Genomic DNA, 13,516 nt, shown 5'->3' on the forward strand with positions numbered 1-13,516 from the left:
GAACCTCAACATAACCTATGTCTGACGAGCCGACCATTCTCATCGTTGATGACGAACATGCGATTACCGACTTACACGCCCGATGGCTCGAAGACTCCTACGACGTTCGAAAAGCGTACAACGGAACGGAAGCGCTAGAGACTATCGACGACGACATCGATATCGTCCTCCTCGACCGTCGAATGCCTGACTGCTCGGGTCAGGAAGTTCTCGCCGAAATCCGCGATCGGAACCCCGACTGTCGAGTTGCGATGGTGACCGCGGTCGAACCGGATTTCGATATCATCGAACTCGGATTCGACGCCTACATCTGTAAGCCGGTTTCGGATCCCGATCAGCTCTGCGAAATCGTCTCCTCGCTCGAAACGCGTTCGACGTACGACTCACAGGTACAGGAGTTGCTCGCACTTTCGTCGAAAAAGGCGGCTCTCGCCGAGCGTAAGGGGTCGGCGGAGCTCTCCGAAAACGATGGCTACGGCGTCCTCGAGGAACGACTGGCATCGCTCAGGAACGATCTCTCGTCCACTGTCACGGAGTTGGACGATGATGACCTTCGAGCGGAGTTCCACAATTGCAACGACGCCGGGTCGAAGCTAATGGAATCCGCGACGCGACGCGACGCACCGGAATCGGAAGACTGATCGCTTCCATCACTCGGCCGTCCCACAACACTCGATGGACGATGAACCGAACACATACAACAACTACGAACGGATATCTATGATACTGGTCGCTACAACACATCTCCGGACGGTCTCGGCCATCTCTTCTGTGACCCCGCTCACATCCCGCGGAGTCCGTTCGATCGACCGCAGATGGAAGCGATGTCCATGAGCGAAAACAGGTCCGCACCCCATCCGGAATCCGTTTCGAAGGGGAGCATCCTCCTGCTCATCGACCACCGTCGAAATCGTCGGCTGTTAGCCGATTGGCTCACGTCGGAGTACGATGTCGTTTTCGACAGTGACGGCATCGATACGTCCTTCGATTTGTGTATCGTCGATGAGGGGTCCTTCGCCCGATATCGGGACGAACTCGAAGCGAAAAAGGAGTTGTCCCTTCCCACGTTCCTCCCGTATCTCCTCGTCACATCGACGGCCTCCCCCGCACGAACCCCCGAAGTGTGGCAGGGCGTGGACGAAGTCATCACGACGCCCATCGAGAAAGCGGTTTTACAGGCACGCTTGGACGGCCTCCTCGAACGACGACGGCTTTCCGTCGAGATCGAGCGGGAGAAAGAACAGAGCGAACAACGGTTTCGAACCCTGTTCCAGACCGCCCCGGACCCCGTGTTCGTCCTCGACGCTGAGGGCCGAATTCAAGCGGTAAACGATGCCTTCTGTGACGTTTCCGGGTTCTCCCGCTCGGCCGTTCTCGGCGAACGGCTGGAACGCATCGATGCGTTTCCAAACGACTCGCTGGATACGCTCATCACCGATATGCGCGAGCGGAAGCGAGGGAATTCGTCCCCGTACTCGGTGACGTACATGACCCCGGACGGCGAGACTCGATACGCCGAAATCAACACCACCCAGATGCGCTTCGACGCGGAGAATCCCGAAGTCATCGGCATCATTCGAGACGTGACGGAACACAAGCGCCGAAAGCAGGAACTCCAACGCCAAAACGAACGTCTGGACGAGTTCGCCAGCATGCTCGCCCACGAACTTCGCAATCCGCTCGGCATCGCACAGGGGTATCTACGGGTCGCGCGGGCAGAAAACTCGGAGGATGCGTTCGAGGAGGTCACCGGTGCCCTCGACCGAATGGAACGAATGATAAACGAGATGCTCGACCTCGCACGGAAACCCGATGCGCTCTCCGAGAAGGAGGTCACGGAATTTCACGACATCGTGGAGGATGCGTGGTCGCGGGCCGCACCACCCGAGGCGACGTTGGTGTTGGAGAACGTCGAGGGGGAGATTTCGGCGGACATCGACAGGCTCAGTCAGGTGTTCGAGAACCTGTTCCGGAACGCGGTGGAACACGTCGGGCAGGACGTTACCGTTCACGTCAAGCGTCGTTCGAACGGCGTCTGCATCGCTGACGACGGTCCCGGCATCTCGTCCGACGAGCGTGAACTGGTGTTTCAGAGCGGCTACACGACGGACAACGGAACCGGCTTGGGGTTGTCGATCGTCGAGCAGATCGTGGAGGCCCACGGCTGGGAAATCGACGTTTCGGATGCGAGTAACGGCGGCTCACGGTTCGAAATCACCGGCATCGATTTCGAATAGCGGACGGAAGGGGAACCGCCCGCCATACTGGAAACGAAATCGGGTTGCAGGGGATGACAGTCGCGTAACCCGTGCGGGCACTCCCGCGTCCGAACCGACGGACCACGGTTGAAAGGAATTTGTTCTTACCCGCGGTGAAAGTGGACGCGATTCGTTGCGCGGGAGAGTACTGGCGATGCGGTATCCATGACCCTTTAGCACGGGTTTCTATCGCCAGTTCCTTTCGACTCGATGATCGACGGTCGGGTCCGCCGCTATCCCTCGCTTGAGTGCCGACCACGGCGCACATTCGGGACAGGCGAACACGATTCCGTCGTCGGTCCCCATCGTTCGCGCGAACGTAGGGTCGACGTGTTCGTTTCGACACTCGGGGTTGCGACAGTACCGATTTCGACTGGTGTGGTGGTTCCACACGCCGTATCGACGGGCATCGTCGACGTCCTCTCGGGCGTTAGCCATGGATGCTCACCTTCTCGCGAGCGAGCAGTTCGCCCGTTTTCCTGTCCCGGAGTTTCCAGAACTCGGCGTTCGTCTCGGGCACTCGGCTGCACTGGTGACACCAGAAGTGGCTGTTCGTCGGCTCCCAACTGGTGTGGCCGTTCGGACAGGTGTAGCGCCACTTCGAAATCGGCCCGTCGATGTCGTGTGCTCTCATGTCCGATCGTACGACGATTCCGTTCTAAATATCGATCCTTATCCGGGGTGAAAGTAATAGTCGGAGGGTTCTCACCGCTGGCCCCACTATAGGCGGCGTTTCCCGACGCATTTCCGACTACTGCCCAGTGAAAGTAAACGCCCGACCCTACCTCCGATCTGCTGGTTTGGACGGTTTTGCTTGTTTTGATAGTTTGGACAGTTTTTACATTTCTGCCGGTTTTTCCACATTCCTGTTGCTCCCGATTCCCTTCCGTCTCCCGATTCGACGGTTTTGATGGTTTCCTAACGCGCGTCGGACCACGTCTCCCGCTCGTACGCCATTCCCCAAAACGCCGTTTCGAGACGTGTACTCGTCACGAAGGCTTCCTCCATCGCGTCGTGGAGGCCGGGCGTGGCCTCGGCCTGTTGGTCCACGAAGGTCCGCATCCACGAGACGGCGTCCCGAAACTCGTCGCTCGTGTACTTCTCGATGAACGGCGTGTAACGGTGGTCGCCGTCCGCGATGGTCGCCATGTGCTCCGCGATGTCGAGGTATCCCTGACCGCACGGGTAGACGGCCGCCGCGAGTTCGGCGAGCGTTCCCTCGTAGGCCGTTCGGAGGAGATAGTTCGTGTAGGCGACACAGGTCGGTGCTTTCTCCACCGATTCGAGTTCCGCCCGGGAGATTCCGTATTCGGCGGCGAACGACCGGTGGAGGTCCATTTCGTCGGCGAGAATCCGATGGGCGACGCCAAACGCGTGGGTCATCGTTTCCTCGTCACGCGCTTTGCACCCGGCGAGTGCGAACACCCGAGCGTAGTCGAGGAGGTACCGGTAATCCTGTTCGACCCAGTGACGGAACGCGGCGGGGTCGAGCGTCCCCTCGGCCAATTCGACCACGAACGGGTGTGCTTTCTGTTCCTCCCACAGTTTGTCGCCAGTCGCGAGCAGTCGGTCGCTGAATGCCATGATTTGCCGTCTATTCTCCAGTGGTATAATCTAGTGGTTCTCAGTCCCGTGCATGACCGGTCATCTCCACCCGAATCCGAATACGAGAAAATCGAAAGTGGAAAAGAACGCGAAAATAAGAACGCGGGGACGTTGGCGGCGGGTTCTACAACCTATCGAGAACCTCGTCGACGACGTCGTCCTTCGGAACCCGTTCTTCCTCGCCCGAATCCATGTTCTGGACGGTCACGACGCCCTCGTTCAGATCGCGTTCGCCGACGACGACGGTATAGTCGGCGTTGATGCGGTCCGCGTAGCCGAACTGCTCGCCGACGCTCCGTCCGGTGAGGTCGGTTTCGACCGTCAGCCCCGAACCGCGCAGGCCTTTCGCGTACTCCAGTCCGATTTCCCGGACCGAGTCCGAAATCGTCAGCACGTAGGCGTCGGTCGAAAGCGCCTCGTCCGGCCACTCGCCCAACTCCTTGAGCAACTGCATCGTCGTGGAGTAGCCGAATGCAAAGCCGATGGCCGGAACCTCGCGGCTTCCGAACTGCTCGATGAGGTGGTCGTAGCGTCCACCGCCGAACAGCGCACGGAGGTCGCTCTCGGTCGAGAACGCCTCGAAGACGAGGCCGGTGTAGTAGTCCATCCCGCGCACGATGGAGAGATCGAAGGTACACATCGACTCGACGCCGTATGCCGACAGCACGTCGTAGAGGTCGTGCATCCGTTCGATGGCTTCGTCCGCCGCGTCGCCCTCGGGCGCTTTGTCCGAGAGTTCGACCAGCGCGCTCTCCATCTCGCCGCTGATGGCCGTGAGTTCGTCTATCTCCTCGGCGGTCGCACGGTCCACGCCCTCCAGTTCGAGGTTGTCGAGGAACTCCTCACGGCTGAGTTTCTCCTTCTTGTCGATGACACGCATCACGTCCTTGCTCCCCTCCACGTCCATCGCTTTGAGGAGCACGTCGAGCAGTTGCCGGTCGTTCAGCCTGAACTCCACGGAATCGGCGACGCCGAGTTTCTCGTAGATGGTGGCCGCACAGGCGATGATTTCGGCGTCCGCCTCGACCGATTCGACGCCGAAGATGTCGATGTCGGTCTGGAAGAACTCGCGGTCGCGGCCCTTCTGGACCGCCTCGTAGCGCCAGCGTTTCGACGTGTCGAACCACTTTATCGGCGTTCCGAGGTCCTTGCGCTGTTGCACCAACCGCGAACGGGTCGGTGTCTGTTCGGGGATGAGCGTGACCTCGCGTCCGCCCTTGTCCTCGAAACTGTACGTCTGTTCGACGATTTCGTCGCCCGACTTCACCCGGAAGAGGTCCGTCGGTTCGACGCTCGGGGCGTCGATTTCGCGGAAGCCGAACTCGCGGGCCGTCTCCTCCACGGTATCCACGAGTTCGCGCCACGCCGCCCACTCCTCGGGGTAGCGGTCGTAAAAGCCCTTGAGGCTCTCGAGTTCGTCCATGCTTCGGGTATCGAAGGCGAGCGATTTACGTTTGGCTATCTCTCGATTTCGCAATATCCCGTGTCGTTTCGGATTTCGCGTGTCGATTTTCCTCTTCGGCACATGCCGTGACCCAAATTCACTACTTCCGCCCGCGACAACTGCCTCGCATGCGAATTACCGACTACGAGTTGTTCGCCGTGCCGCCGCGATGGCTGTTCCTCCGAATCGAGACGAGCGACGGCCTCGTCGGGTGGGGCGAACCGGTCGTTGAAGGTCGCGTGAAGACCGTTCGCGGCGCGGTGGAAGAACTCATGGACGACTTCCTGCTCGGCGAGGACCCGACGCGGGTCGAAGACCACTGGCAGCGTCTCTACCGCGGCGGGTTCTACCGTGGTGGTCCCGTCCTGATGAGCGCCATCGCGGGAATCGACCAAGCGCTGTGGGACATCCGGGGGAAGTCGTTCGACGCGCCGGTGTACGAACTGCTCGGCGGTCGCGTCCGCGACCGTGTTCGGGTCTATCAGTGGGTCGGCGGCGACCGTCCCGAAGGCGTCGCGGACGCCGCCCGCGAGAAGGTCGACGCCGGGTTCACCGCGCTGAAGATGAACGCCACGTCCGAATTCCGCCGAATCGACACCCCTGCGGCGGTCGAATCCGTCGGCGAACGACTGGCCGCCGTCCGCGAGGCGGTCGGTCCCGACGTGGACATCGGCGTCGATTTCCACGGCCGCGTGGCGAAGTCGATGACGAAACGACTCGCGGACGCCCTCGAACCGAACGACCCGTTTTTCATCGAGGAACCGGTGCTCCCCGAGCAGAACGAGTTCCTACCGCACCTCGCGTCCCACACCTCGATTCCGATTGCGACGGGCGAGCGAATGTACTCGCGCTGGGATTTCAAGGAGGTGTTCGAATCGGGCGCGGTGGATGTGATTCAACCGGACCTCTCACACGCGGGCGGCATCACCGAAGTCCACAAAATCGCGTCGATGGCCGAAGCCTACGACGTGGCGCTCGCGCCCCACTGCCCGTTAGGTCCGGTCGCGCTGGCGTCGTGTTTGCAGGTCGACGCCTGCTCGCCGAACGCGCTGATTCAGGAACAGAGTCTCGACATCCACTACAACGAGGGCGGCGACGTCCTCGATTATCTGGCCGACCCGAGCGTCTTCGACTACGAGGAAGGGTACGTCTCGCTTCCCGACGGTCCGGGTCTGGGCGTCGAACCGGACGAAGCGGTCCTCCGTGAGCGGGCCGGACACGACGACTGGCACAACCCGATTTGGCGGCACGACGATGGCGGCGTCGCGGAGTGGTGATCACGGGATAAAGCGTCGTGGCTCTAAAAGAACGATACAAATCGATCCGTTGTAGCTAGCACTTCGACGATCGTATCCTTCCGAATACCGAGTGAATATTGATAGTAACTACCTCCAGCAATACCCTTGTTCTCCTCGGAGACATCAAGGAAACCTTTGAGCGAGAGGTGTCTCAGTCGGTCTCGAATCGTTCGATCCGTTCTAACGTCTACATCGATATTCTATGCTGCACTCACGTACACTTCGTAAATATCGCTACTTCGGGCTGGTGTTTTCCCTTTCTGAGCCAAGTGATAGACCGAAAACAGCGTGAGATGGCTTTGTGTTGGGAGTCGTTCGAGTTCGTCCCGTATTTTACCTTGCTCAATGAGTTCGTCGGCTTCCCGGACCAAATCACCGTCGACCTGCGTCAAATCCCGTGAACGCGCGAGGTCACCCGCCTTAAACAGTAGTTTGAGAGCTTGTCGTGCTGATCCACTTCCTTGCGCTGCGAACGCAGCCGTGAGCGGTACTACATCGTCGTTGAGAACCCCGTCGACGAATGCTTCTTTCGAACGCTGTTCTAGGATGTTCCGCAGTTGATTTGCGTTGTATGGGGGAAAATGAATCTCCTCGTCACAAAGCGAGTCGGAAACACGTCCTGAAAGGTTGTCACGAAAAGTGAAGTCGTTCGAAATGCCGACGACGCCAACTTTCGTTTCAGTAACGTTTTCGTTATCATTGCACCGTGGTAGCTCGTAAAGGATATCGTCGTCTTTCCCAATACTATCTATCTCGTCCAATACGAACAAGACGTGCGTCGCGTCAAGCCCATCTAAATGCTCCCAAAGCATCTCATAAATATCGCCGGGTGCGTGGCCGCGCCTCGATAGCTTGTTGCCTGACTCTCGAAACCTGTTTACGAGCCGGATTGAAACCTGATACGACGAAGTAAGCGATTTACAGACTATTCTGACAACTTTTATATCGAGATGATCAAACGTACTGGAAAAATAGCGCAGCAGACAAATGCAGACAATGTCTATATTTTTGAAACTGTTTCTCGATTTAACTCGGGAAATGACGTGTGTGTCCCCTTTTCCTTGAACGTCAATTTCATCCGCTCCTTTCAGTCCCTTCCCGCGAATAATTCGGGAAATGACGTGTATCTCTGCTGCGCTTTGTGTCTAATCCGGTTTCGAACGGTTCCCAGAACTGACACTCCTCCTCCTTTGTGAAACAGAAAGGAGCACAGAGTCAAAACGGTCTTTCTCTTCGACTCGCGTACCCTGTAACGCCGCGCTACAGGTTTGATGGCCCCTGTTTCGTTTCAGGCGACGTATAACAAAACGCCGTCCTCCCGACGCCACAGTCGATGGGGTCCGTGGGTTCGGTTTCCGGGAGAACAGTCGCACTGCTACTCGTGCTGTCGCTCCTTTCGGGCACGTTCGTTCCACCAGCGACGGCACAGTCGTCGGACGACCCCCCGGGCGTCTCGGTTTCCGTCGAACGCCGACCGTCGGACCACGGCGTCGTTCGGTATCATCTCGACTTCGAGACGCCGGAGGGAGCGCAGTTCTGGCTCATCAATTACACCGGAAACGTGGTGTCCTCCGAGGGGTTCGTCACCGACCGCACGAAGAACGGAAATCACGCCCTCCGGTGGGACGGGGACACCGAATCGCCGTCGATGACGATAACCTCCGGCGTGGATTCCGGGAGCGGTCGGGAGTTCGCGGCGACCGACGAGTGGACGCTCGCACCGACGCCGCGGGTATCGGTCGCGTGGCAGGTTGACAGGAACGGCGATTGGGAGTACTTTCATCCGTTTCAGGACGATTACCCCGACAGAAGCGTCTCGTTCGCCGACGCCGGCGTTCTCGGCGCGGCCTTCACCTACGTCGGACGATACGACGAACACGTCCGCCACGTCGACGGGCAGACGGTTCGGATGATAGTCGCGGCGGACGCGTCCCCCCGAGAATCACCCGGAGACGTGTTCGATGCGCTCGGGTCGGCGAGCAAACGGCTTCCCGGTAAATCGCCGGACGACGTTCTTCTGTTCACCCTTCCCGACCCGATTTGGCGCGGCGGATACGCCTCGCCGAAGTACGACGAACTCTGGGTCCACGAGGATGCCCGACTCGACGACCCGCAGAACCTCTGGTTGCACGAGTACGTTCACACGCGCCAGTCGTTCGAACTCGGCGACCGAATGAGATGGTTCCGGGAGGCGAGCGCCGCCTACTTCGCGTCCGCATTGGCGATGCAGCAGGGGAGAACGTCGAAATCCGCCGTCGTCGGTACGCTCTCCTCGAAGGAGTACGGGAAATCGATACTCTCGAAGTCGGATACGTGGGCGAATCGCGAGGTACCGTACTACCGCGGGGCGCTTACCCTGTGGTCGCTCGACGACAGGATACGGCGGGCGACGGACGGTGAACGAAGCCTCATGGACGTATTCGACCGAATGAATCGCCGGAACGAAAGCGTCAGCTACACCGATTTCCGTAAAATCGTCGCCGAGGTGGCCGGACGGTCGTTGGCGCCGTGGCTGAACAAACACGTCACGGCGACCGCACGACTCGATCCGAGTCAGTTGCAGAAGCGGAACGATACGGGGTTCAACGTCGGTGCGGCCGCCGGTGGTTCGGACGGAAACGCCGAGGCGGGCCACCAATCGGGGGGCGAGGGTGGTATCCACCCTCCCGCAAAAATCGGAAACCTCCCTTCGACGCTGATTCTGTGGGGGTGTCTCGGCCTCGTCGGTCTGGTGTTCGGGCTGACGGCCGCACAGTTCATTTCGGGTACCGTGTCCCGACTCCGAGGCGAGGAGTAAGGCGGAGAGTTCCGCCCCGTTTTGCGGTCAGCGGAGCAGGACGGCGGAGCGCTCATCCCGACAATACGTCTCCGTACCTCGCCGCGAGCGGATACCGCCATCCCACGCCGAACGCCTTCGGCGAGACCTTCAGCACGGGTGCGGCCTGAAAGCGCTTGTACTCGGCGCGGTGGACCATCGACAGCACGCGCTCGACCGTTTCCCGATCGTGACTCGACTCGACCAGTTCGTCGGCGCTCAGTCCTTCGTCCACGTACCCCGCGAGAATCGAATCGAGTGTCTCGTACGGCGGCAGGTCGTCTTCGTCGGTTTGATCCGCCCGGAGTTCCGCCGTGGGCGGTTTCTCGATGACGCGCTCCGGAATGGTTTCCGCGCGCTCGTTCAGATGCCGTGCGAGGTCGTAGACGAACGTTTTCGGACAGTCGGCGATGGGCGCGAGCGCACCGCACATGTCGCCGTAAAGCGTAGTGTAGCCCACCGCGAGTTCGCTTCGATTGCTCGTCGCGAGGAGCAAACGACCCTGTTCGTTGGCGATGGCCATCAGCGTCGTCGCTCGGATTCGTGCCTGTACGTTCTCCTCCGTGACGCCCGGCGTTTCGTCGAGAATCGGAGTCAACCCGCGCTCGAAGGCTTCGAACGGTTCCTCTATCGGAACGTCGATGAGGTCGATACCGAGGTTGTCGGCGAGTTCTCGGGCGTCGGTTTCGCTCGCGTTGCTGGTGTATCGGGTCGGCATGGAGACGCCGAGGACGTTTTCCGAACCGAGCGCATCGACGGCTAACGCGGCCGTAAGCGAGGAGTCGATACCGCCGGACAGGCCGACGACGACCGCTTCGAATCCGGTTTTGTGGACGTAATCCCGAATACCGAGGGCGAGCGCGGACCGGATTTCTGCCGGTCCGATCGGGGGTTCGTGGGCGACATCCACCGTCGCGGGCGACTCGGCGTCGAGCGGCACGTCGTAGACGGCGAAATCCTGCTCGAAGGCGGCGAGTCGGCACGCGACGGTCCCGTCGGGTGCGACGACGAACGACCGGCCGTCGAAGATCAGTTCGTCGTTCGCGCCGATTTGGTTCACGAACACGAGCCATTTGCCGTGGTCCCTCGCGTGTGCGCCGAACAGGCGCTCGCGGAATTCGCCTTTTCCGCCGTAAAACGGACTCGCGGAGCAGTTCACGAGGAGGTTCGCCCCCGCGTCGACGAGATCCTCGATGGGGTCTTCGTGGTACTCCGGACGCTCCCACACGTCGGGTTCGTTCCACGCGTCCTCACAGACGCTCACCCCGAGTTCGGTTTCGTCGGAAAGCGGGTGGACCGGTTGGCGCTCCGCGGCCTCGAAAAAGCGGTCCTCGTCGAACACGTCGTAGGTCGGGAGAAGCCGTTTTTCCGTCCGCCCGACGATTTCCCCGTCTCGACAGACCGCGACCGAGTTCTGTACTTTCTTCCCGTACTCGTCGGGATTTCGTCCCACGAATCCGACCAGTGCGGTGATGTTCGTCGTCTCCGCCGCGATTCGGTCGAGTGCGTCGAGTTGCGCGTCGACGAACGCGTCCCGCTTCACGAGGTCCTGTGGCGGATAGCCGACGAGTGCGAGTTCCGAGAACACCACGAGGTCGGCGCTCTCCTCGCGTGCCCGATGAATCCCGCTCGTGATTTTCCGTTCGTTTCCCTCGATATCCCCGACGGTGTAGTTCGACTGTCCCAGCGCGACACGGACTGTGCTATTCTCTCCCACACGATGTCGAACGCCTCCGAACGGCAAAATCGTACTGCCGACGGATGCCCGCGAGCGAATAGAAATTTGTGGTTCCACGTCGTTCGTCCGCTATGCTCCGACTCGTGGTCGCACTCTTCGGCATCATCGAGGCCTTGTTTCCCCGACGTCTCATCGACGTTGCGACTCGGGCGAGTTACGAAGGCGACGAGGAGTTCGAACCGAAACCGTGGGTCGTCACCGCCGCGCGAATCGAGGGTATCCTCTTCGTTCTCCTCGCGCTCTTCGGTGCCATTCGTCGTCGAGGGACGCGACCCCCGACGACGGACGAGGGGTAGTCGACTCGTTCTCATCGCGGTTTTCGGTTCGATTTTCTCCCGTTCGCGCCAAAACCTAAAGGTGCTTGGAGCCCTCGTTGTGCGATAGTATGGCAAGCGATTTCGACATGCCGTGGCTCCACCTGACACCCGACGAGGAGGTACTGTGGTGCGATCACAGGAGCGTCTATCAGGTCCTTCCACCGGTTATTCTCGCCGCTGTTCTCATCTTGATCGGTGCGGGAATCGCCGGAAGCGGCGTTTTCGGCGGGTTCAGTTGGGTCGGACTTCTCCTCATTCCGATCGGACTCGCCGTTGCGGCCCCCCCGTTTTTCCGATGGCGAAGCGAGTGGTTCGTCCTCACCACGGAGGAGGTATACCACAAACACGGCGTTTTCTCGCAGGACGTGACACAGATACGGCTCGACAGGGTTCGAAATACCGCCTTCTCACAATCGACGCTCGAACGCGTGTTCGACTATGGGACGGTGACTATTCACACGGCCGGCGTCGGGACGAACAACCTCCTGTTCGAAAACGTTTCCAACCCTCAATCTGTCAACGGAATGTTGACTGAACAGCTGGATCGTGTTTCCCCTCGACAGTGAACTCTGGGCCGTTCGTTCCGGTTTCACAGCCCCCAGAGTCCAGATATATCGAGTTTGAAACAGTCCGAAACGGTGCACGACCGGTTTCTGTCTTTATTACCCCCCGGTGAGATGCCGAAATCGAGGAAAGCGAAAATGAGCCAAACTGACAGCGTTCCCCTCTGGACTGGTTCGCAAGACTTCGAAAGTTCGTTAAAAACACTCTTAGTCGCGGCTCGCCGCGGGGGCGCTACGTTCGACCGTTCGTGGGCATTCCGCTCCGAAGACGACCACCCTGACCTCATGGTCGAAGTAACGCGACTCGTCAGCGACCCGGACACCACACACTCCTGTGGCGAATTCGCCCCGAAGATGGGTGAAGCGGAGTTCGAAACGGAACTGTCATCCCTCCTCCGTACTGCCCATCGGTCGGGTGTCGGATTCGACCGTGCGTGGACGTTCCGTTGTGCCGATGGTCTCGACGTGATGGTCGAAATCACGCGGCTCGCGGAACGATAACGTCAAAGATACGTCCCTCCTCCGAACGGGTTCCCCCGAAACCCGTTTCACACTGCTTCGATACCCTGTAGCTCGCCGAGCGGTTGACGCTCCTCCGCGATCGGTTTCAATCGGTCTACCTGTGGGTCGAGCCACCCACCGGCCCACTGTGTTTCGACGCGGAGGTAATCCCCGGCAAACGTTTTCACCAGTACGGTACACCGGTCGCTCGTGCGGTCGATATCGTGGACGAGACAGTCGATATGGACGTCGGCGACGGTAACGCGGAGAAGGTCTTCGATTTCGAGGCCGACGAACGTATCGACCATGTCGGAAACCGCGTGACGGCTTTCGGTCGCACTCATTACACCTGGGTCTTCTTCCTTCATCCCCAAAAAAGGGGAATACGGTTTCACACCGTTCTATTCGTTATTCGACAACAGAAAAACCGCTCACGTGTTGCGTTTTTTGCGAGTTCTTGTTGATCTAGATGCAATATACTGGACCCTATATAAAGAATGGGAGAACGAAGGTCAAGGTCTTTCCCCCGTTCGCCGAAACGTAGGGGAGAGATGGTTCGGGAGTGCCGCGACGGGAGCGGAGGTCGTATGAGCCAAGTTGCCAGTCACGTCGTCAAGGAATCGGACGGATACCACGGCGATATTCCGGTCCGCATCGACGAGTATCGCCTTCGACGAAACGGCTACGCCGCAATCGAGTGGTCGAACGGGAAGGAGTCGGTGTTCTGTCGCCGGGTCGGTGACCGGTGGCAAGCGCTCGTCGCTCTGGGTGGAAAGACCCGGACGCTCCTCGCCGGACTGGGATCGAAGAATCACGTACTGTGGCTTCTCCGCGAATACATGGAGTTCGGGCGGACTTACGGGGAGATGGACGTGTGGTCCGAACTCCCGTCCCGCGAGCGCTCGAACCCGTTTCGTGACATCCTTTCGTCAAGCCACTCCTCACCGCTGCCGTAGACGCGTTGTTAGTCCGTGAAT

At 59.7% G+C, this 13,516-nt stretch carries 16 protein-coding genes; 8 read left to right on the forward strand and 8 right to left on the reverse strand.

Going from position 1 to position 13,516, the window contains the following annotated elements:
- Window positions 1-17 precede the first annotated feature (17 nt).
- Both LJF34_RS27320 and LJF34_RS27325 read left to right on the forward strand, forming a co-directional pair.
- A complete protein-coding gene (locus LJF34_RS27320) occupies window positions 18-641 on the forward strand; it encodes a response regulator (protein ID WP_231189676.1) in 624 nt (207 codons plus the stop codon).
- 189 nt (window positions 642-830) lie between these two features.
- A complete protein-coding gene (locus LJF34_RS27325; protein ID WP_231189678.1) occupies window positions 831-2,237 on the forward strand; it encodes a PAS domain S-box protein in 1,407 nt (468 codons plus the stop codon).
- A 207-nt stretch (window positions 2,238-2,444) separates the two neighbouring features.
- On the opposite strand, the gene LJF34_RS27330 is transcribed toward LJF34_RS27325, so the two are convergent.
- The 4 genes from LJF34_RS27330 to hisS form a co-directional block, all read right to left on the reverse strand.
- Window positions 2,445-2,696 carry a hypothetical protein gene (locus LJF34_RS27330; RefSeq protein ID WP_231189680.1) on the reverse strand — a complete coding sequence of 84 codons (252 nt, stop codon included), beginning with the start codon at window positions 2,694-2,696 and terminating at the stop codon, window positions 2,445-2,447.
- A complete protein-coding gene (locus LJF34_RS27335) occupies window positions 2,689-2,892 on the reverse strand; it encodes a hypothetical protein (protein WP_231189681.1) in 204 nt (67 codons plus the stop codon). The genes LJF34_RS27330 and LJF34_RS27335 overlap by 8 nt, the downstream gene beginning before the upstream one ends.
- A gap of 284 nt (window positions 2,893-3,176) precedes the next feature.
- Entirely contained in the window at window positions 3,177-3,842 is a 666-nt protein-coding gene (tenA, locus tag LJF34_RS27340; RefSeq protein ID WP_231189693.1) for a thiaminase II, read from the reverse strand.
- A gap of 145 nt (window positions 3,843-3,987) precedes the next feature.
- Complete coding sequence (gene hisS / locus LJF34_RS27345) at window positions 3,988-5,286, reverse strand: histidine--tRNA ligase (RefSeq protein WP_231189696.1); 1,299 nt, start codon at window positions 5,284-5,286, stop codon at window positions 3,988-3,990.
- Window positions 5,287-5,435: 149 nt separating this feature from the next.
- On the opposite strand from hisS, the gene dgoD reads away from it, so the two are divergent.
- The gene (dgoD, locus tag LJF34_RS27350) at window positions 5,436-6,584 is read left to right on the forward strand and encodes a galactonate dehydratase (RefSeq protein WP_231189701.1); all 1,149 of its coding nucleotides are present in this window, start codon (window positions 5,436-5,438) and stop codon (window positions 6,582-6,584) included.
- A 23-nt stretch (window positions 6,585-6,607) separates the two neighbouring features.
- Here dgoD and LJF34_RS27355 read toward each other — a convergent pair whose 3' ends face one another.
- Both LJF34_RS27355 and LJF34_RS27360 read right to left on the reverse strand, forming a co-directional pair.
- The gene (locus LJF34_RS27355) at window positions 6,608-6,802 is read right to left on the reverse strand and encodes a hypothetical protein (protein WP_342765914.1); all 195 of its coding nucleotides are present in this window, start codon (window positions 6,800-6,802) and stop codon (window positions 6,608-6,610) included.
- 3 nt (window positions 6,803-6,805) lie between these two features.
- Complete coding sequence (locus LJF34_RS27360) at window positions 6,806-7,732, reverse strand: hypothetical protein (protein WP_342765915.1); 927 nt, start codon at window positions 7,730-7,732, stop codon at window positions 6,806-6,808.
- Between the two features lie 206 nt (window positions 7,733-7,938).
- Between LJF34_RS27360 and LJF34_RS27365 the strand changes: the two genes are divergently transcribed.
- Window positions 7,939-9,402 carry a glycyl aminopeptidase gene (locus tag LJF34_RS27365; protein ID WP_231189704.1) on the forward strand — a complete coding sequence of 488 codons (1,464 nt, stop codon included), beginning with the start codon at window positions 7,939-7,941 and terminating at the stop codon, window positions 9,400-9,402.
- Between the two features lie 52 nt (window positions 9,403-9,454).
- Here LJF34_RS27365 and LJF34_RS27370 read toward each other — a convergent pair whose 3' ends face one another.
- The gene (locus LJF34_RS27370; RefSeq protein WP_231189707.1) at window positions 9,455-11,137 is read right to left on the reverse strand and encodes an NAD+ synthase; all 1,683 of its coding nucleotides are present in this window, start codon (window positions 11,135-11,137) and stop codon (window positions 9,455-9,457) included.
- 92 nt (window positions 11,138-11,229) lie between these two features.
- Between LJF34_RS27370 and LJF34_RS27375 the strand changes: the two genes are divergently transcribed.
- The 3 genes from LJF34_RS27375 to LJF34_RS27385 all read left to right on the forward strand — a co-directional run bounded on the left by LJF34_RS27375 (window position 11,230) and on the right by LJF34_RS27385 (window position 12,539).
- Window positions 11,230-11,454 carry a hypothetical protein gene (locus LJF34_RS27375; protein WP_231189710.1) on the forward strand — a complete coding sequence of 75 codons (225 nt, stop codon included), beginning with the start codon at window positions 11,230-11,232 and terminating at the stop codon, window positions 11,452-11,454.
- 89 nt (window positions 11,455-11,543) lie between these two features.
- Window positions 11,544-12,041, forward strand: a complete 498-nt coding sequence (locus LJF34_RS27380; protein ID WP_231189713.1) for a PH domain-containing protein — start codon at window positions 11,544-11,546, stop codon at window positions 12,039-12,041.
- 135 nt (window positions 12,042-12,176) lie between these two features.
- Complete coding sequence (locus LJF34_RS27385) at window positions 12,177-12,539, forward strand: hypothetical protein (protein ID WP_231189716.1); 363 nt, start codon at window positions 12,177-12,179, stop codon at window positions 12,537-12,539.
- A gap of 47 nt (window positions 12,540-12,586) precedes the next feature.
- On the opposite strand, the gene LJF34_RS27390 is transcribed toward LJF34_RS27385, so the two are convergent.
- Entirely contained in the window at window positions 12,587-12,883 is a 297-nt protein-coding gene (locus LJF34_RS27390; protein WP_231189720.1) for a hypothetical protein, read from the reverse strand.
- 243 nt (window positions 12,884-13,126) lie between these two features.
- Between LJF34_RS27390 and LJF34_RS27395 the strand changes: the two genes are divergently transcribed.
- Complete coding sequence (locus LJF34_RS27395) at window positions 13,127-13,495, forward strand: hypothetical protein (protein WP_231189722.1); 369 nt, start codon at window positions 13,127-13,129, stop codon at window positions 13,493-13,495.
- Window positions 13,496-13,516 lie beyond the last annotated feature (21 nt).

Source organism: Haladaptatus sp. DYF46 (assembly GCF_021083305.1).
Lineage (GTDB): Archaea > Halobacteriota > Halobacteria > Halobacteriales > Haladaptataceae > Haladaptatus.

Bases quoted from the DNA above. Each gene is read 5' to 3' on its own strand.
- LJF34_RS27320 (WP_231189676.1), top strand. From the start codon at position 18: ATGTCTGACGAGCCGACCATTCTCATCGTTGATGACGAACATGCGATT.
- LJF34_RS27325 (WP_231189678.1), top strand. From the start codon at position 831: ATGAGCGAAAACAGGTCCGCACCCCATCCGGAATCCGTTTCGAAGGGG.
- LJF34_RS27330 (WP_231189680.1), bottom strand. From the start codon at position 2,696: ATGGCTAACGCCCGAGAGGACGTCGACGATGCCCGTCGATACGGCGTG.
- LJF34_RS27335 (WP_231189681.1), bottom strand. From the start codon at position 2,892: ATGAGAGCACACGACATCGACGGGCCGATTTCGAAGTGGCGCTACACC.
- tenA (WP_231189693.1), bottom strand. From the start codon at position 3,842: ATGGCATTCAGCGACCGACTGCTCGCGACTGGCGACAAACTGTGGGAG.
- hisS (WP_231189696.1), bottom strand. From the start codon at position 5,286: ATGGACGAACTCGAGAGCCTCAAGGGCTTTTACGACCGCTACCCCGAG.
- dgoD (WP_231189701.1), top strand. From the start codon at position 5,436: ATGCGAATTACCGACTACGAGTTGTTCGCCGTGCCGCCGCGATGGCTG.
- LJF34_RS27365 (WP_231189704.1), top strand. From the start codon at position 7,939: ATGGGGTCCGTGGGTTCGGTTTCCGGGAGAACAGTCGCACTGCTACTC.
- LJF34_RS27375 (WP_231189710.1), top strand. From the start codon at position 11,230: ATGCTCCGACTCGTGGTCGCACTCTTCGGCATCATCGAGGCCTTGTTT.
- LJF34_RS27380 (WP_231189713.1), top strand. From the start codon at position 11,544: ATGGCAAGCGATTTCGACATGCCGTGGCTCCACCTGACACCCGACGAG.
- LJF34_RS27385 (WP_231189716.1), top strand. From the start codon at position 12,177: ATGAGCCAAACTGACAGCGTTCCCCTCTGGACTGGTTCGCAAGACTTC.
- LJF34_RS27390 (WP_231189720.1), bottom strand. From the start codon at position 12,883: ATGAGTGCGACCGAAAGCCGTCACGCGGTTTCCGACATGGTCGATACG.
- LJF34_RS27395 (WP_231189722.1), top strand. From the start codon at position 13,127: ATGAGCCAAGTTGCCAGTCACGTCGTCAAGGAATCGGACGGATACCAC.